This window comes from Arthrobacter sp. MYb221 (assembly GCF_002979835.1).
GTDB lineage: Bacteria > Actinomycetota > Actinomycetes > Actinomycetales > Micrococcaceae > Glutamicibacter.
This window is the reverse complement of sequence record NZ_PCPW01000009.1, coordinates 46203-63778: the sequence shown is the minus strand read 5'-3', so window position 1 is coordinate 63778 and position 17576 is coordinate 46203. Positions and strand designations below refer to the sequence as shown.

Below are 17576 nucleotides of genomic sequence, written 5' to 3'. Positions count from 1 at the left end.
CGCCTAGCACTGCGAATGGTAGTCCGAGTCGCGGTGGCTTCGGGGTTCGATCTGGAAGGTTGAATGCTCGATGCTGACCTCAAAATGATCCGCCACGCACTGTTGAAGTTCACGCAGCAGTTGACCGGCCGCACCGGCCGTGAACATGTGGTCCTCGGCGACAATATGCGCGGTGAGCACCGGAAGGTTCGAGGCAATTTGACTGGCGTGCAGGTCGTGAACGGCGATCACGCCCGCCTGTTCTTCCAAGTGCCGGCGTACCGATTCAAGGTCCAACCCACGGGGCGTTGATTCGAGCAAGATATGCGTCGTCTCCCCCAGAAGCTTCACGGCGCGTGGCACGATCAGCGCGGCAATGACGAGCGCTGCGACCGAGTCCGCGCTCGCCCATCCGGTGAAATGGATTGTCAGCGCGGCAATAATGACCGCTACGGATCCCAGTGCGTCATTCATGACCTCGAGGAACGCAGCGCGCATGTTCAGATTGGCCTCGCGCCCCGCGGAGATGATCCACATGGCTAGGAGATTTCCGGCCAAGCCGACGATACCGAAGATCAGGAGGCCTTCGGCGTGCACCTCTGCCGGTACAAAGAGGCGACGAACCGCGTCGATGGCCGCGTAGATGCCGACGGCGAGCAACAGTGCGGATTGTAAGGTCGCGGAGAGCACCTCGGCGCGGCGGAACCCCCAGGTGCGTTTGAGTGTGGGCTTGCGCTGAATCAGATTGGCTGCGGTCAACGCAAGCAAGAGCCCCACCGAGTCGGTCAGCATATGGGCCGCGTCGACGAGCAAAGCCAGCGAGTTGGTAACTAGCGCGCCAATAATCTCCGCGAGCAAGATACTCACGGTAATCGCAAATGCCCATGCCAGCCTGGTGCGGTTCACATTTGAGTGGTCATGTTCATGGCCATGGCCAGAAGTGTGCTCATGCCCCATGCCCTAGGCCTCCAGAGATTGGTGCGGGTGAGCTTCGTGCCATCGATGACCGCTGGCGCTGGAACTTGCCAACTTCTCCGCTTGGGTGAGAATCATTGTCAGTTGCGTGGTCTCAGTAAGGGAATAGAGACTTGCACGTCCCTGCGTGCGCACGGAAACGAGATCGCTTTCGCGGAGGCAAGCCAGATGAGCGCTGACGGTGCTTTGCGCTAGCCCAAGGTGTTCGGTCAGCTCTTTGACCTTGTGTTCACCTGTTTTGAGATGCACCAGGATGAGCAACCGCGTGGGGTCAGCTAGGGCGTGGAACAACGCTGCCATTTTCATGCGTTGAGTTGCTCCAAGCTTTGCATCGACAAAAGACTCTATTATCGCCATATGACGATAATAGCTCGAGCTTCTGCAAATGGCCGTTTATGACTCTGCGTCCTCGATACGCAAGTGGCATGATGATTTCATGAGTGAAGATTTAGTTATTGGTGCAGACGGGTTGGCCCGCCCGCAATGGGCCGCAAGCAACGCGCTGCTGCGCGAGTACTACGACACCGAATGGGGCATGCCTGTCACCGGGGAACAAGCCCTGTTTGAACGACTCAGCCTAGAGGGCTTCCAGTCAGGTTTATCGTGGGCCACAATTCTGGCCAAGCGCGAAAACTTCCGTTCCGCCTTTCAGGGATTCGACCCGCAGTTGGTCTCGGCCTACGGTGAGCAGGATTACGAGCGACTCATGGACGATGCCGGTATTGTCAGAAATAAACTCAAGATTCGGGCAACCATCGCCAACGCTCAGGCGACGCTCGCATTGCGTGACGATGGAGGCCTGTCCCAGCTGATCTGGTCTTTCAAACCTGAAAGCACCCCGTTCCCACGCACCTTGGCTGAAATTCCCACGCAGAGCCCGGAGTCCAGCGCGCTGGCCAAATACCTCAAAAAGCGTGGCTTTAAGTTCGTTGGCCCAACGACTATGTTCGCGCTAATGGAGGCTATTGGGATCGTTGATACGCACCTAGTCGGCTCACATCGCCGCGGCACCTCTGGCGTCTGGCCAGCCTAGATGAAGTTCACGGTTCCAGTGGACGGAGTTCTGGATGCCTCGCACGCACTCTCGGTCCTGGCTATCCATTCATTGCCGAATCAGGAGCGGCTGGATCGCGAAGCGTCGAGCGTCGTCCGCGTGCTACGCATCGATGATCAGCTCCACGAACTCAAAATACTGCTCGGCACCCACGAGGCCACGGTGCACACGCAAGCCCCAGAATCGCTGCACCCCAGACTCGCCAAGATCATTAGCACCTGGCTAGGCCTAGCTGACTCGAATGAGCTCAGTTATCAGCAACTGGCCACCATCAGTGCCCTGCAGCCAGCATTGGACAACTTCCCGAACCTGCGGCTTATCAGCTACCCGGACCTCTTTGAGGCGCTCGCCACGACAGTTCTAGGGCAACAGATCTCAACGAGCGCAGCCCGAACCCTCGCCACCCGATTCGTCGAAGCGCTCGGAGAACTTCACGCCTGCGGACTGCGGGCGTTCCCCGATGCGCACGCCACCGCGCAACTAACCGCCGAAGAACTCCAGCAGGTGATCCGCTGCCCGCTTTCCCGCGCAGAGACGCTTCTCCGGGTCGCCACGTGGTTTATTCACACCGGCGGGCGTCTAGCCGAAAACCATGACGAGTTCCTCAGCAGCCTGCTCGCCCTGAAAGGCGTTGGCCCCTGGACACGGGACTATGTTGCATTGCGTGGCTTACGCCAGAAGTCCATATTCTTGGATACGGACTTAGTAGTGAAACGGGCCATGCGCCAGTTGCGCATCCCAGACATTGAATGCCTTCAGCTTCCAGAAGGCGCTAGATCACTGGCCACCGTCTTGTTGTGGGCCTTCGAAGCAAACAAAAATTGAGACGCACCGACAGATTCTAAGCCGATACGTCTCAATTTTGCGGTTCGGCTGATTGAGCAAGCCAGCTGATCCCCTGTTTACAATTTTCCTGGTACCGCCGGCAACTACTGCATGGTGAGTAAGCCACGTGGTAGCAACCGAACGATCCCCGTCGATCAAATTGCTTGCCTTCCCCGTCCACACACGGGGTAGGCATTGACCTTAGCTTACGGCAAATTCAGCCAATAACGTCAAGCATCAATGATCATATTTCCAATTATTAAGCTTAGGGGTGCCTAATTAACCGAACTTGCAGTTCACGGATCATTTGCACTGCAGGCCCAAGGCTCCATCCAGGCCAATTGCGTTCGGGCTACTCGTTGAATATTTGACCCACGGGCGTCCGCTTTTCAGCTTGGAATACATCTTCCGCGCGGCCAAAAGCCCAGTAGGCCGACAGCGACATATCCCGACGGTCCACGCCACGCTCGTCATAGAAATAGGAGCGCAGTGCCTTCATCACCTCACGCTCGCCATGCGCGAAAACTTGCACCCGTCCGCCCGGCCAAGGGTGCTGGCGCACTGCCGACTCAAGGGTTGAGGCCTCCGGGGTAAACGCCGCGCCGCGATGGATCCAGCGGATATCAACACCACGGGGTGCGCGCATTTCAATTTCGTCCCCTGCGCCTTCGACCTCAATGAGCACCTGCCCCACCATGTCTTCACGCATGGCCTCGAGCGATGCCGCGATCGCAGGAATCGCAGTCTCATCACCTACGAGGAGGTGGAAATCGAATTCGCCCTTGGGCTCATACATGCCACCGGGGCCCGAGAAGCAGACAGAGTCGCCGATCTTCGCATCACGCGCCCACGGTCCGGCCAGCCCATCGCTTCCATGGACGACAAAGTCAACTTCAATAGTGCCCGCGGCCGCATCGGAACGGCGCACCGTATACGTCCGGCGCACCGGCATATCTTCTCCGGGCAGCCGTTCGCGCAATTCATCCATGTCGTAGGGTAGCGTCAAGCCCAGCTCCGGCTTGGCGAAAAGTATCTTGATGTAACGGTCTGTCGCTGATTTGTCGACGAAATTCTCAAACCCAGGGCCACCAAAGGTGAGGCGAACCAGGTGTTCCGAAATTTGCTGCCGCTTAACAACCTGCAAAACAACTTGCGGGCGCACCGGGCGCCCACCCTCTGCTCGTGCCACAAAAACACTTCCTAACTGAATAAGACTAGATAGACCTACCCTAATTCATTTACAGCCCACCAGTTATCGCGCGAACGTCGATGGACCTTCCAACACAGCCAATGATTCACGCTCCGCGATGCTCAAACGTTGCACGCGTGAAGTTAATGGGTCAAAATAGGCCAGCGTTGTCGAGGCCTTTACGCAGACGTGGCCCTCCACAGGATCTCGGAATTCATAACAAATATCAAAACTCGCAGGCTTGATATTCGCTACCCACAGATCGACTCTGACCGGAACATTCCGATATTCCAGCGGCCTGGAGTAGCGCACGCGATGCTCAACAACAAGGATCTGCACCCCATTGGGGACCGCGGAGAATATATCCACCTTAGGCTTGGAACCTGGTGCGCCCGTTCCGCCAGGTACGCCGAAGCCAGCGATTCGCGCCTCTTCCATAAGCCGAATCAGATTGACGTTGTTGACATGTCCATATGCGTCCATGTCGCCCCAACGCATGGGTACTTCTACGCACAGTACCGAGCCGGACATTATTTTTCCTCCCCCAAGCGATCATCGGGACGAATCACATCATAAGCAGCTAATTGCTCTAGGATCTGGGACCCGTCGGGCTCGTAGCTCCAGCGAATGCCTGGTGTCGTGCGGCGCAAATCAGTTGAACGCCCACCGGCGAGCACCGCTTCGGAGGGCGTCAATTGACGGATGACTATCGTGTGCACATGCTCCGGGTAGCGCCGGGCAAACTCCGCGTAAATCGTCGGATCATGCTGCCCGTCGTCTCCGATAAGCATCCACTCAATGTTTGGAAATTCCACAGCGAGCCTGCGCAATTGGTCAACTTTATGTTGCATACCGCTACGGAACCAGCCTCGGTCGGTTGGCCCCCAATCGGTCAGAAGCAGCGGACCCCGTGGATACAAATTGCGCGAGATGAATCGTTCCAGAGTCTGCGCAACATTCCACGCACCGGTAGAAAGATAAATTGTTGGGCTCGTCGGGTGCTCCGCCAAAACGCGTTGCATCATCACCGCCATACCCGGCGTCGCGACGCGGGCATGCTCCGAAAGCACGAAGGAATTCCACGCGGCGAGCAGTGGCCTAGGCAGCGCCGTCACGACAACCGTGTCATCCACATCGCTAATGATGCCGAAACGTTGCGTCTCGTCGATGACGAGAATCTGCGCGGTGGCGGATTGCCCATTGTGGGCAGTGATTTCAATATCGTTCCAGCCAGCTGGCAGATCCACCGAAAGTTTGACATCTAGGACGCCGCCGCGGTCCGCGAGGACTTCGAACCGCTTTCCGTCAGCAAGCACAGTGACTTTCCCAAAAGGAAGTACCGCCGAGGTGAAGTTGCGGAACCCTCGGATCCCATCTTCGACAACCTTGGCATGGTGCTTGCCACCCTCGAACGCGCCGGGTTTAGCCATGACCACGCGAGCGAGAACCCGCACCCATCCGCCTTTTTTGGCCGCATATCCGTACCCGTTGTAAGGAAGGATAACCGGACCCAATCCCTTGTCGATGGCACGGCGTGCTCGCCATTGCAGGACATGGTCCTCAAGTCGCGAGGCTACGTGGCGTGCGACCCTATTACTTGCTGCATGGCTCATGTTAGTAGTCTTTCATGTTCGGGGACTGCAACGCGTCTAAAAACAAATGCGTCACAAACTCTTGAACTTTTCTACATAACGTAGAAAACTAGTTGCATGAGATATCAGCACACTAATGATGCTCCAGTTTTGGTGCTCACCGAAGAACAGTCCTGGGAGCTATTGGCTCACACGGCACATGGCCGAATAGCCACTGCGGCGGCCGGAACCGTGGACATCGTTCCGGTAAATTACGCGGTGCATAAAGGAAATATCTACCTACGCACTGCGCCGGGAAACAAACTCGCTTCGATGGTCGTGAACTCCTCGATTGCTTTGGAGGCCGACGGAATCCTTTCCGACGAGGCCTGGTCCGTAGTGGTGCACGGTACCGCAGAAATTTTGGAGCACGAAGCAGATATCAATGAGGCTCTCGAAAGCGGTGTCAGCCCCTGGGCACAGAGCATCAAAGATTTTTGGATCAGAGTGACCGTCAACTCGATCTCCGGTCGTCATTTCATCCTCGGTGAGCAACCGGAAGCCATCTAATCCCTCCGCATATGCGGTAGCAACACGATGGGCTCGCGGACAGCACATTGTCGATACCGGCCGCGAGTCCAGATTCTGCAGTTTGCTGCTACCTGCGATATTCGTAGAATCCTTCACCGCTCTTACGGCCTAGTTTCCCCTCGGTCACTTTCTGCGTGATCAACGGGTGCGGTTGGTCCACCTCTTCACCGGTCTCTGCGTAGGTCGCTTGGGCAATGAAATCGATAACGTCCAGACCCACGAGGTCCATCAGCTCAAAAGGCCCCATCGGGTGCCCCAGCGCGGTACGCGCCGTGGTGTCTATATCTTTGATGCTGGCAACCTCCGCAGAAGCCAGATTGAGCGCTTCACGCTGTATTGCCCCCATCATGCGGTTAGCAATGAAACCCGGGATTTCTTTATTCACCAGCACCGGCTCTTTCCCTAGCGCGCGGGCGACCGCCGTCACCGCCTGGATGGTCTCATCACTGGTTTGCTCGTTGCGCACAATTTCTACGCACTTCATGACCAAGGCGGGGTTGAAAAAGTGCATATTGCAGACCTGGCTCGCGCGCCCGCTGGCCTCAGCCACTTGGGACGAAGCCAAGGTCGAGGAATTGGTTACCAAGATGGCATGAGCTGGAGCGTTTTTGCCCAGTTCGGCGAAGATTGAGCGTTTAATGTCTAAACGTTCGACTGCCGCTTCGATCACTAGGTCCGCTTGGGCCGCGCTAGCGTCCAGCTCGGTAGATTGGCTCAGCCGTGCCAAGGCGGCGTCGGCAAACTCTGCCTGCAGCTTGCCCTTAGCGACACGTCCGGCGGCCCAACTTTCCAGATCGCTGCGAGCCGCGTCCAAAGCGCTGCCCGAGATGTCCTGCAGGATCGTGGTGTAACCGCCCAGTGCGCAACTCATCGCAATCTGCCGGCCCATAGTTCCGGCGCCGATGATCAGAATAGTCCTAATATCCATTAGTTCCTCTTCCTAGCCGCGGAGATACACGGTAGTGGTGTGGGTATAAAACTCGCGGGCGGCGGCTCCCTGTTCTTTCGGCCCGTATCCGGATGCTTTCGCCCCGCCAAATGGTACGTGCGGATCGGCTCCCGCAGATTCGGAGTTCACATGCAAAATACCGACGTCCAGGCGTTCTTGCGCGCTAATCGCCGTAGCCAGGTCGCGAGTGAACAGCGCAAGACTCAACCCGAATTCGGAATCCGCGGCGGCTTCGAAGGCGGCCTCGGTTCCGGAAACGCGCAGCACACTGAGTACCGGGGCGAAGAATTCCTCACGCCAAGCGCAATTTTCCCGACCCCGAGAATCGCTTGGGATGCCAAGCACGGTCGGTGCCACGTAGTTTCCGCTGGCTGGAACTGCGCCCTCGAAGATAACGGTGGCGCCTTCCGACCTAGCTTTTGCGACGCCCGCCCTGACCGATTTCGCCGATTTGGCGTCGATGACCGGTCCCATCTGGACCCCTGGATCCAGTGGATTTCCGGTTACCCAGTTTGCCAGTCGCGAGGTGAGCTTTTCCAAGAATTCATCGGCAATCGAGTCATCCAAGATCAGTCGACTCGTAGCGGTGCATTTTTGCCCGCTGGAGCGGAATGCCCCAAAGAGTACCTGTTCGCTGGCCAGGTCCAGGTCTGCATCGGCCAGCACCACCGAGGCGTTCTTTCCACCCATTTCTGCTTGCACTGGGATGCCACGCGCAGCACCCATGGCGCAGAGCTTTCTCCCGACACCTGTGGATCCGGTGAATGACAAGCCCTCCAGATGGGGGTGGCTCATGATCGAGTCTCCCAGTGCGCCCGGACCGATCACCAGGTTGAGCACCCCGGCAGGTAGTCCGGCGGCTTCGAAGGCTTCGACCAACCGCACCGCCAGCAGCGGGACCAGGCTCGCCGGCTTGAAAACCACGGTATTTCCGAAGATCAGCGCGGGGGCGATCTTCCAGGCGGGGATAGCTATCGGAAAATTGAATGGGGTCACAATGCCCAACACGCCCAAGGGCTTATGCGAGACCAAGATCTGCTCCCCAGCGCGCGGAGATTGGAACATTGTTCCGGCGCTACGTTCGGCTTCACCTGCATAATAGGAGAGGATCTGTGCCGCACGGCGTACCTCGCCTATTCCTTCTGCGAGCGTTTTACCTTCTTCACGAGTAAGTTCCGTACCGATTCTCTCCGCATGCTCCGTGAGGTAGGCCGAAGCTCTCAGCAGATAACTGGCACGTTCGGCCATCGGGGTGGCCGCCCACCCTGCCTTCGCCGCGTTCGCGGCTTCAAAGGCTTCAACTACCTGGTTGGCATCTGCCGCTTGGCCTGCGGCAACAATCAAGGAGGAATCGGCGGCGCTGGTGGAGCTGAGCTCGCTGGCGTTTCCCGGAAGCCAGACACCGTTCAGGTACTGGCGAAGGCTTTCCACTTTCGTCTGCTGTGTCATATTCTAAGTTTTTCCTTGTACTGATTTTTAGCGGAAGGCCGGGACACCGGTGAGCTTATTACCCAAAATCAAGGTGTGTACCTCGTCGGTACCTTCGTAGGTGCGCACCGACTCGAGGTTATTTGCGTGACGCAGTGGCGAGTAGTCCAAGGTGATACCGTTTCCGCCAAGGATGGTGCGCGCTTCGCGGCAGATCGCGATTGCTTCGCGGCAGTTGTTCAGCTTGCCAACGGATATCTGGTGCAGGTCGAGGGTTCCTGCATCTTTCTGGCGCCCGATATGCAGGGCGAGGAGGAAGCCCTTGTTGATTTCCAAAGCCATATCCACCAGCTTCTGCTGGGTCATCTGATAACCGGCCAATGGCTTGTCGAATTGCAGGCGTTCCTGGGAATACTTCAGCGCCACCTCGAAGGAGTCACGCGCCGCTCCCATGGCGCCCCAGATAATGCCGTAGCGGGCTTCGTTGAGACAGGAGAATGGGCCCTTGAGACCGAGAACGTTCGGTAGCACCGCGCTAGCTGGCAGCCGCACATCGGTCAATTCGATCTCGCACTGGATCGAAGCTCGCATCGATAGCTTCGGTTCGATTGGTGTGGCCTTGAATCCAGCGGTCTCGGTAGGGACCACGAACCCGCGGATGCCTTCGTCGGTCTGCGCCCAGATGACGGCAACCTTTGCCACATTTGCCAAGCCAATCCAGCGCTTCATTCCGTTGATCACCCAGTCGTCCCCGTCGCGGCGGGCAAAGGTCGTCATGCTCGACGGGTCGGATCCGGCGGTTGGCTCCGTCAGGCCAAAGCAGCCGATTGCTTCGCCGGAGGCCAGCTGTGGCAGCCACTCTTGTTTTTGTTCCTCAGACCCATGTTTGTAAATGGCGCTCATGGCTAGCGATCCTTGGACCGAGACGAAGGTGCGCAGTCCGGAGTCGCCGGCTTCCAGCTCGGCTCCCGCAAGCCCATATTCGACAGCCGAACGTCCTGCGCAGCCGTAGCCTTGCAGGTGCATGCCCAGCAGACCGAGTTTGGCCATTTCTGGAACGATTTCCAGGGGGAACGTCGCTGTTTCGTACCAGCTGGCAATGTTTGGTTTGATGTTTTCGTTCACGAAGGAGCGGACCTGATTCCGCAGGTCAAGTTCTTCGCCGCTGAGCAGTGCATCAAAATTGATCAGGTCTGCTGGGTCAATGGCGGTGTTAGGTGAAGGGGCAATCATTTGAGCTGTCTCCTTTAGAGGCTGGTGGTGCTGAGGAAGATATGCTGGTGTTCGCCCAAGGCCGGGGGTACTAGCCGATATGTGGGCTTAGTTCGGGACAGGACGATCGGGTTGGCAATTTGCCGGGAGCTTCGTCCGGTTTTTAGATCGTTGATCGTTACCACCGGTTCCAGTCCTAGCTCGTCGGCGAACTCCAAGGCTTCAAGAACCGAGTTAACCTTTCCTGCAGGTACTCCGACCTCCATGAGTCGATTTGTCCACTGGGCCGCCGATCCTTGCCTGGTGACTTCTTCGATCAGGTCTTTGAGTTCCTGCCGGTGTTGCACACGCGAAAGATTGTCTGCGAACCGTGGATCTTGCGGCAGGTCGGTCAGCCCCAGCTCTGTGCCAAGGGCGGTGAACTGGCGGTTGTTTCCCACCGCGATCACCATGACACCATCAGAAGTTGCGAAGGTTTCATAGGGAGCAATACTTGGATGTGCGTTCCCCAAACGCGGTGGCGGATTACCGGTAACCGCGGTGCTGCTAGCTTGATTAGTCAATCCCGCCAGCAGGGAGGTCATCAATGAGATTCCTACATTTTGCCCCTGCCCGCTAATATCCCGTTCCCGAAGCGCCAAGAGTATTCCCGTCGTGGCGTTCTGTGCCGCGAGGACATCAACCAGCGCCACTCCCACCTTGCTTGGCGTTCCCTCGGGCTCACCGGTGATGCTCATCAGGCCTCCGACCGCTTGAACCAGGAGATCGAAGCCGGGCAGCGAGGCGCCGAGCCCATCGCCAAATCCCGAAATTGAGCAGTAGACCAACGCAGGATTCGATGCTCTCAAGGACTCGTAGTCCAGGCCGAACTTGGCGAGCACGCCCGGACGAAAATTTTCCACGACAACGTCGGCATCTCGGATGATCTCACGCAGCTCGGTTAGTTCCGCGGAGTTGTTGAAATCTACAACGATTGCCTGCTTATTGCGGTTCACTGCCGAATAGTAGGTACTCACCCCGTCTTCGGTGACCGGCGGCAACCATGCCCTGGTTTCATCTCCATCTCGGCTTTCAACTTTCAGCACCTCGGCGCCAAAATCGGCCAGCGTCATGGTGCATAACGGACCGGCGAGGATGCGGGAGAGGTCAACGACCTTGATTCCTTGCATTGGTTGAATCATCGGGTTACCTACGTTCTCGTCATCGAAAAAACGTTGTTACATGTTGCATGCAACTGTATGGCAAATGGTCTCTGTGTTCAAGACCACCCCTATATGTTTATGGCTCTAGAAGATCAATTCGTCCAAGCGCGTCAAATAGCGTTCGGCCTCAAGTCCCGGGGTCCGCGCGCAGACAGCCGTCACGAGCATCTGCGCAGTACGAAGCACATGGTTGCGCATCGCAGTAGCCGCGCCAGATGGGTCGCGTTCCAAGATGGACTTCATCAATTCATCTCGATCGCTGGCCAGGTCTTGGCTGGTTCTGGCCTGAGGAATCGTTACTTGTCCGTGCGCGAGCACCAGGTTGCGCAACTCCCCCACGATGCCGTCAAGTTTGGCGTTGTTTGCCAGGCTTAGCAGATAGAGGTGGAACTTTTTATCTGCCTCCAGCGTTGCCCGGCCATCCCCGGTCTGCCCCACCTCAAGCATTTCACGGTGCAGCTCACGAAGAGTTCCGAGGTCTTCTTCGCTAGCATTGAGCACGGCTCGTGCGGCTGCAGGTGGCTCGACGATCAGCCGGACCTGAAATACCTCCACGATGTCGTCTAGCGAAATCTGGTTCACGCGCACGCCACGATTTTTCGCGACGGTCACGATGCCCTCTTTTTCTAGTAGCTGCAGCGCTTCGCGGACCGGAGTGCGTGAAACTCCGAGCTTTTCGGAGATAGCAATTGCCGAATAATGGTTGTCCGGGGTCATTTCGCCGGACACGATAGCAGCGCGGATCTTCGTGGTGACTTGCTCGGTCAACGATTCTTTGGGCGAGATCGGTTGCATGCTACTCATATTTGAAGTCTATCTTCCCCTGTCAATGTGGGCGCTGAACACCCCGCTGCACTTTTGCGCTGCGGGATTTCGTTCCTCGCGGATTCCGGTGCCGGCGTTCGCCAATACCGCGGTGCACCAGGCTCCCATGCTCCTGAGATCCTGCGGTTTTGAACTCTATTGGGCGTCGTATTACTTGGTTCGTGAATGCTTCTTCTCAGACTTCGCTCTTCTGCCAGCGGTCTCAGTCAAAAAGATTAAGGTGCACTTAGAACACCAAGATAGGGTGGAACCGTGAATGCTCAAATGACTCCCACCCGACTAGCTCTGGCCGAATCGCTGCGTCAGGCAGCACTGATTGCCGCGCTCAAAGCTGCACCACAAGTTCGTGAAGCATTCCGCGGAAGTGTCGGCGCCGAAGAAAAAACGAACGCCCATGATCTCGTCACCGATGTAGACCGGCAAAGCCAAGAGATCATTACCCAGTCGCTACGCGAGGCCTTCCCAAAGTCTTGGGTACTCGGCGAAGAGAACATAGCCGCGGGCTCAGGCATAGCCTCCCCGACCGAAGTGCAATGGATTGTGGACCCTATTGACGGAACCAGTAATTTCGTTCACGGCGTCGCGTTCTTCTGCATTTCAATTGCCGCGGCAATCGACAACGAGTTGGTCGCAGCAGCAATAGTCGATCCGATCTCCGGAGATCAGTTCAGTGCCAATAGTCAGGCTGCTTATCACAATGGGGAATTGCTGAGCCCAGGCAATCGACCTGAACAAGCACGCGCAAACTTGATGACAGATTACCCGGGAGCCGAGTCCATGCTTAAGGACGGCCCATTGGCGCTTGAGCTCTTTGGGCAGTGGATTCAGGATTTCGCCACCGTGCGGCGCAAAGTTTCTGCCGCTCTGGGGCTCGCTCATGTGGCCGCCGGCTGGTGCGATGCAAGCGTGGGGTTCGATACGAAGCCTTGGGACGTGGCCGCGGGAGCGCACCTGATTCGAATGTCCGGCGGAAGTTACCGAGGCTTGGCTTTCGGCAAGCAGGTGGCCGCTGACCATCTCTGCGAAGGTTTCATCGCCCAAGGCCCAGGCGCCGACTACGAGTCGTTGGCTCGATCAGCCTCGCGGGTTCATCAGTTGAGAAGCCAGAGCCAAGTCAAACAAATCTGACAATACCCAGATTCTTATCCGGTGCACCGCAGATTGCTTGGCTTCGGTCGTACCATGAGTGCATGACACCACGTATCCAACGAACTGCACATTCCGCCGTGCAGCATCATGGTGGCGGAGGGTTGATCCTCGGAGGAATCGGAGCCATGTTGCTCTTCGGTATCTTCGCAGTGATGTTGGCAAGCCAGTCCCTAGACTGGGTGCCACTGCTCATAGGCATCAGCCTGGGCTTCTCCACATTAATGTTTGGCGTGGTTTACCACTTCACGCACTAACAAGAGTCACTTCGGCGCCCCCTTCGAAGGGCGCCGAAGCTATGCCTTACTCGCCTAAATGCGTCGGGGCGAACATGCGTAAGAGCGTCTGAACCACGATGACATTTGGGCCTTCTCCGGCGAATGACTCGCGTAACGCGTCACCGATCTGGTCAGCTTCGACCAGTCGCGCAGGAACTCCGAAAGCCTGGGCTAAGGCAACGAAATCCGGGCGTTCCAGCTCGGTGGCCGTTGCCTTGCCAAAAGCCCCTTCCATGTATTCACGCAGAATTCCATAACCACCGTCGTCAACGATCAGCCAAGTGACCGGCACGTTGTGCTGTTTTGCCGTGGCTAATTCTGCAATGGAGTACATCGACGAGCCATCACCGGAGACCGCGAGCACTCGCGCTTGCTCGGGCGTAGCTCCCTCGATCTGCAAGCCGATGGAACCTCCAATGGCCGAGGGGAAACCGAAACCTAGGCCACCGGCACCCTGCGCCGAATGGAACTCTCCCTGGCGCGAATCCCAGCAGCTCCAACCCCAATAAGCCGCAATGGTCATATCCCAGAAGGTCTGCATTTTCGCGGGCACTGCCTCGCGGATATCAGCCATGAACCTTCGTTCATGGTCCAGGCCCTGCTCCGCCAGCCGTGCCTGCACCTTTGCCAAGGTCTGGGTGACGACTTGAGTCGGGCTCTGCCCATGCCAATCTGGCCCGTTGGGCAGGCTTACTTCCTTAAGCTTCGAAGTTAGGAACTGCAACGCCGCCTTGGCATCCGCGCGGATACCCAATGCTGGCGTATTTGACTCAAGGACGCGCGGTTCGGCATCAATTTGGATTATGTGCCCACGAGGTGCGAGCGAGAAATAGTTGCTGGAGACTTCGCCGAGCGCTGAGCCCACGACCACCAATACGTCAGCATCTTCGAGAACTTCGGTGACATGCCGATCCTCCACCCAAGATTGCAAAGACAATTCGTGATCCCACGGGAATGCGCCGTTGCCTCCCGGGGTGCAAAGCACCGGGGCATTGAGCTTCTCGGCCACCTCCAGTAATTCGTTTTCGGCTTGGGCCCGACGGACACCTCCGCCCGCAACAACCACCGGTCGCTTTGCTTCCGAAAGCCAGCGAACCGCTTCATCGATCAATTCCACACGTGGTGGATGATCGTAGGCTTCGGCAAGGGCATCACGCACCGGAGGAATGAGTACCGATGCCAGCAAGACATCCTGCGGAACTTCGATCCAGACCGGTCCCATCGGCACGGTGATCGCCTGCGCCCAGGCATCTTGGATCGCCGAGGGAATACCCGAGGCGTGATGCACCGTCTGCTGGAACTTGGTGACGTTTGCGGCCGAGGCCTTCTGGTCATCGAGCTGGTGCAGCATGCCTTTTCGGCGAGCGCCCAGTCCATCCAAAGGAATCTGGCTGGCAATCACCACCATGGGCACGCCGGTGGCATAGGCTTCCTGCAATCCGGCGAGGGCGGTCAGCGCTCCCGGGCCGGTAGAGAGGAAAAGCACTCCGACCTCTCCAGTGGCCCTGCTGTAGCCGTCGGCGGCGAAGGCCGAGTTGTTTTCTACCCGGGAAGAAATGAATTGCAGATTGGAGCGTGAGAGCGCATCGAACAGCCCCAGCGCATGTTGTCCAGGAATACCGAAGACCGTTTTCGCGCCGAGCGCTGTCAGCGTCTCAACGACGAGATCTCCACCGTTACGTTGTACTTCGTTGCCCATTAGTTGTTCTGTCCGTTCAGCTGACGGTATTCGCTGATCAGGCTGATCAGGTCATAGGTGACATGTGAGGCAGCGACGCCGGTTAGCTCCGCATGATCGTATGCCGGTGCCACCTCCACGATATCGGCTCCCACGATTTTCAGCCCGCGCAAGCCGCGCAAGATTTCCAGCAGTTCGCGGCTGGTGATGCCGCCTGCTTCCGGGGTGCCGGTGCCCGGTGCGTGCGCCGGATCCAGCACGTCGATATCGACCGAAATGTACAATGGGCGGTTGCCGATGCGGTCCCGAAGTTTCGCGACGATCTCTTGCACGCCCTGATAGTAGACATCTGAGCTGGTGACGATGCCGAAACCGAAGCGCTTGTCGTCTTCGAGGTCTTTTTTGCCGTAGAGCGGGCCTCGGGTTCCTACATGGCAGATCGCCTCGGTGTCGAGAATGCCTTCCTCCACCGCCCGCCGGAAAGGGGTTCCGTGGGTGTATTCGGCTCCGAAGTAGGTGTCCCAGGTATCCAGGTGGGCGTCGAAATGCAACATTGCTACCGGCGCACCGGCACGTTGCGAGGCCGCACGCAACAAGGGCAATGCGATGGTGTGGTCGCCACCGATGGTCACCAGCGTTGAACCGTCTTCGGTCAGCTCCAGCGCATTGTGCTCGATGGTCTCGATGGCCTCGTTGATGTTAAACGGGTTGACCGCCATATCACCGGCGTCGGAAACCTGGCTCAAAGCGAAGGGGGAAACCTCGGTGGCCGGGTTGTATGGGCGGATCAACCGAGAGGACTCACGGACGTGGTTTGCTCCAAAACGTGCGCCGGAACGGTAGGAAACACCGGAGTCAAAAGGAACACCGACGATCTTGATATCGGATTTCTGGACTTGGTCCAGCCGCGGAAGCCGTGCATAGGTGCCGCCTCCGGCATAGCGCGGAATTACCGCGGCATTAATGGGTCCGATGTTCCCATTTTCTTCGATCCGGACTTCTTTCATGAGCGCTTCTTCCCGGCACACTCGACAAGAGTTGCCTAATATGAAACATGAGTTTCCTCCCATGCTATTTATCGGTGCGCTGACCGTCAAGGTGCAATCAACAGCGAAGCCACGAAAACCGGTTTTTGCTGGTTAAAACAGCGATCCCGCAACACCGATTGGGTTGCGGGATCAGGTCGCTGATTTGGAACGTGAAAATGCGATGAAGCGAATAGTGCGCATTCGCAGGAAACGAGTTACCCGTGCCACCGGGCCAAGTCCGCAGCGCCGATCAGCCCGGCATCCGAGCCAAGCTCGGCTCGTACAACGCGAGCAAACGGCCGGTAGCCTCGCCCCGGCAGTAACTGCCGGTAGGAGGCCTCCGCCTGTTCGACCAGGCAGGTAGAAGCAGACCCAAGTCCCCCGCCGATGACCACGACACCAGGATCCAGCACAGCCGCAAGATTCGAGATTCCCCTCCCGAGCCATCGGCCCATCTCATCGATGAGCTCCATGCAGGCAGGGTCGCCATTGACCGCCAATGCCGTCACCATCGCTCCGCTCACCTTGGCTGGATCCGCATGGCAGGCTTCACGCAGGCTATGCGCCCGCGGAGAATCCAACCGGACGAGCTCCGCGCCTTCACGGCCCAGTGCGTTGCCCGACGCGTATTGTTCCCAGCACCCTCGATTTCCGCACGGGCAACGATGGCCGTCCACCACCAAAGTCTGGTGCCCGAACTCTCCTGCGACGCCAAAACTGCCACGCAGAATACTGTTGCCGAACATGATGGCACCGCCGATACCCGTGCCAAGGGTCAGGCAGACGCTCAGCTCTTCGCCTCGCGCAGCTCCGAAACGATGCTCGGCCCACCCTGCGGCGTCGGCATCATTATTCAGGACGACCTGGCGGTTCATCTTCGACTCAAGACGTTCACGCACCGGCTCATCACGCCATGCAAGATGCGGGGAGAAGAGGACATGCGAACCGCTTCGGTTAATCCAGCCGGCGGCCCCGACGCCCACGGGCATATGAGCATCCCCGTCGCTGAGCTCGCTGACTACCTCGGCAATAGAATCTTCGGTCAAGGCTGCGCTCCGGCCCGGAGTAGGGCGGAAGCTTCGGCGAAGAATCCGGCCGTGGCCATCGACCACGCCCCCGGCGATCTTCGTCCCGCCGATGTCTATGCCGACCGCAAGGTTTTCGGTAGACATTTCACCCTCCCAATGCGTGCATGTAGTTCAGCAGCTAGCCTTCGAAGGACTTCTTGCTGCTCGCTACCAATGCCCGGTCCACCTCATGGAACCCAAAACAGAAACCTGCCGAAAGCACGAAGGACTTAATCGCAATCTCGTCGAGTTCATCCGCCACATATACCAGCTGGACGGGCCCGGCAAGCACTAGTAGCACCAGCGTCCACACCGCATATACCCAAGAGGTTTTCGCCTGTGCCATCTGCGGGTATTGAGAACGACGGTGAATAGTGCGTAAGCCGATGACCAGAATGACCCCCGCCAGAATCGCCGCCCCAGCGATGAAGAAATAACGTTGAGTGCGGATCAATGTCATGGTCACACCAATTAAGACACCGAGAATTGCAGACATCCACCAGCTCGCGGAGCGCAGTTCGACCAGTTCAGCCCGTGGCTCGCTTTCCGTCACGGAGCTCCCTTCGGTTATTTATCGGC

Annotated in this window: 19 protein-coding genes; 5 read left to right on the top strand and 14 right to left on the bottom strand. The window is 57.7% G+C overall.

Going from position 1 to position 17576, the window contains the following annotated elements:
* Window positions 1-3: 3 nt before the first annotated feature.
* Together CQ015_RS12150 and CQ015_RS12145 are read right to left on the bottom strand one after the other, a co-directional pair.
* A complete protein-coding gene (locus CQ015_RS12150) occupies window positions 4-936 on the bottom strand; it encodes a cation diffusion facilitator family transporter (RefSeq protein ID WP_096289135.1) in 933 nt (310 codons plus the stop codon).
* A gap of 3 nt (window positions 937-939) precedes the next feature.
* A complete protein-coding gene (locus CQ015_RS12145) occupies window positions 940-1260 on the bottom strand; it encodes a metalloregulator ArsR/SmtB family transcription factor (protein ID WP_308727320.1) in 321 nt (106 codons plus the stop codon).
* A 130-nt stretch (window positions 1261-1390) separates the two neighbouring features.
* Between CQ015_RS12145 and CQ015_RS12140 the strand changes: the two genes are divergently transcribed.
* Together CQ015_RS12140 and CQ015_RS12135 are read left to right on the top strand one after the other, a co-directional pair.
* Window positions 1391-1987: a DNA-3-methyladenine glycosylase I gene (locus CQ015_RS12140; RefSeq protein WP_096289275.1), complete on the top strand. Its 597-nt coding sequence runs from the start codon at window positions 1391-1393 to the stop codon at window positions 1985-1987.
* Window positions 1988-2833, top strand: a complete 846-nt coding sequence (locus CQ015_RS12135) for a DNA-3-methyladenine glycosylase (RefSeq protein ID WP_105570035.1) — start codon at window positions 1988-1990, stop codon at window positions 2831-2833. It begins immediately after the preceding gene.
* A 352-nt stretch (window positions 2834-3185) separates the two neighbouring features.
* Here the strand turns inward: CQ015_RS12135 and CQ015_RS12130 are convergent, their stop codons facing one another.
* The 3 genes from CQ015_RS12130 to CQ015_RS12120 all read right to left on the bottom strand — a co-directional run bounded on the left by CQ015_RS12130 (window position 3186) and on the right by CQ015_RS12120 (window position 5452).
* Complete coding sequence (locus tag CQ015_RS12130; protein WP_258134015.1) at window positions 3186-3995, bottom strand: siderophore-interacting protein; 810 nt, start codon at window positions 3993-3995, stop codon at window positions 3186-3188.
* 90 nt (window positions 3996-4085) lie between these two features.
* Window positions 4086-4553: a thioesterase family protein gene (locus tag CQ015_RS12125; RefSeq protein WP_096289143.1), complete on the bottom strand. Its 468-nt coding sequence runs from the start codon at window positions 4551-4553 to the stop codon at window positions 4086-4088.
* Complete coding sequence (locus CQ015_RS12120) at window positions 4553-5452, bottom strand: App1 family protein (RefSeq protein WP_258138378.1); 900 nt, start codon at window positions 5450-5452, stop codon at window positions 4553-4555. Before CQ015_RS12120 ends, CQ015_RS12125 begins: the two co-directional genes overlap by 1 nt.
* A 279-nt stretch (window positions 5453-5731) precedes the next feature.
* Here CQ015_RS12120 and CQ015_RS12115 point away from each other — a divergent pair, with 279 nt between their 5' ends.
* Window positions 5732-6163, top strand: coding sequence for a pyridoxamine 5'-phosphate oxidase family protein (locus CQ015_RS12115; protein ID WP_096289147.1), 432 nt, complete (start codon window positions 5732-5734; stop codon window positions 6161-6163).
* 88 nt (window positions 6164-6251) lie between these two features.
* On the opposite strand, the gene CQ015_RS12110 is transcribed toward CQ015_RS12115, so the two are convergent.
* The 5 genes from CQ015_RS12110 to CQ015_RS12090 form a co-directional block, all read right to left on the bottom strand.
* A complete protein-coding gene (locus tag CQ015_RS12110) occupies window positions 6252-7112 on the bottom strand; it encodes a 3-hydroxyacyl-CoA dehydrogenase family protein (RefSeq protein WP_096289149.1) in 861 nt (286 codons plus the stop codon).
* A gap of 12 nt (window positions 7113-7124) precedes the next feature.
* Window positions 7125-8582, bottom strand: a complete 1458-nt coding sequence (locus tag CQ015_RS12105) for an aldehyde dehydrogenase family protein (protein WP_105554188.1) — start codon at window positions 8580-8582, stop codon at window positions 7125-7127.
* Window positions 8583-8609: 27 nt separating this feature from the next.
* A complete protein-coding gene (locus tag CQ015_RS12100; protein WP_105650209.1) occupies window positions 8610-9794 on the bottom strand; it encodes an acyl-CoA dehydrogenase family protein in 1185 nt (394 codons plus the stop codon).
* A 14-nt stretch (window positions 9795-9808) separates the two neighbouring features.
* On the bottom strand, window positions 9809-10954 hold the full coding sequence (locus tag CQ015_RS12095; protein WP_105650208.1) for a CaiB/BaiF CoA-transferase family protein: 1146 nt from the start codon (window positions 10952-10954) through the stop codon (window positions 9809-9811).
* A 105-nt stretch (window positions 10955-11059) separates the two neighbouring features.
* A complete protein-coding gene (locus tag CQ015_RS12090) occupies window positions 11060-11779 on the bottom strand; it encodes a GntR family transcriptional regulator (protein ID WP_105650207.1) in 720 nt (239 codons plus the stop codon).
* A 273-nt stretch (window positions 11780-12052) separates the two neighbouring features.
* On the opposite strand from CQ015_RS12090, the gene CQ015_RS12080 reads away from it, so the two are divergent.
* Both CQ015_RS12080 and CQ015_RS18765 read left to right on the top strand, forming a co-directional pair.
* On the top strand, window positions 12053-12928 hold the full coding sequence (locus CQ015_RS12080; protein ID WP_258138374.1) for an inositol monophosphatase family protein: 876 nt from the start codon (window positions 12053-12055) through the stop codon (window positions 12926-12928).
* Window positions 12929-12990: 62 nt separating this feature from the next.
* Entirely contained in the window at window positions 12991-13203 is a 213-nt protein-coding gene (locus tag CQ015_RS18765; protein WP_146112495.1) for a hypothetical protein, read from the top strand.
* Window positions 13204-13249: 46 nt separating this feature from the next.
* Here the strand turns inward: CQ015_RS18765 and CQ015_RS12075 are convergent, their stop codons facing one another.
* The 4 genes from CQ015_RS12075 to CQ015_RS12060 form a co-directional block, all read right to left on the bottom strand.
* On the bottom strand, window positions 13250-14923 hold the full coding sequence (locus CQ015_RS12075) for a thiamine pyrophosphate-binding protein (protein WP_105650204.1): 1674 nt from the start codon (window positions 14921-14923) through the stop codon (window positions 13250-13252).
* A complete protein-coding gene (speB, locus tag CQ015_RS12070) occupies window positions 14923-15909 on the bottom strand; it encodes an agmatinase (RefSeq protein WP_105554195.1) in 987 nt (328 codons plus the stop codon). The genes CQ015_RS12075 and speB overlap by 1 nt, the downstream gene beginning before the upstream one ends.
* 236 nt (window positions 15910-16145) lie before the next feature.
* Complete coding sequence (locus CQ015_RS12065) at window positions 16146-17102, bottom strand: ROK family protein (RefSeq protein WP_105650203.1); 957 nt, start codon at window positions 17100-17102, stop codon at window positions 16146-16148.
* 34 nt (window positions 17103-17136) lie between these two features.
* Window positions 17137-17550, bottom strand: coding sequence for a hypothetical protein (locus tag CQ015_RS12060; RefSeq protein ID WP_105554197.1), 414 nt, complete (start codon window positions 17548-17550; stop codon window positions 17137-17139).
* Window positions 17551-17576 lie beyond the last annotated feature (26 nt).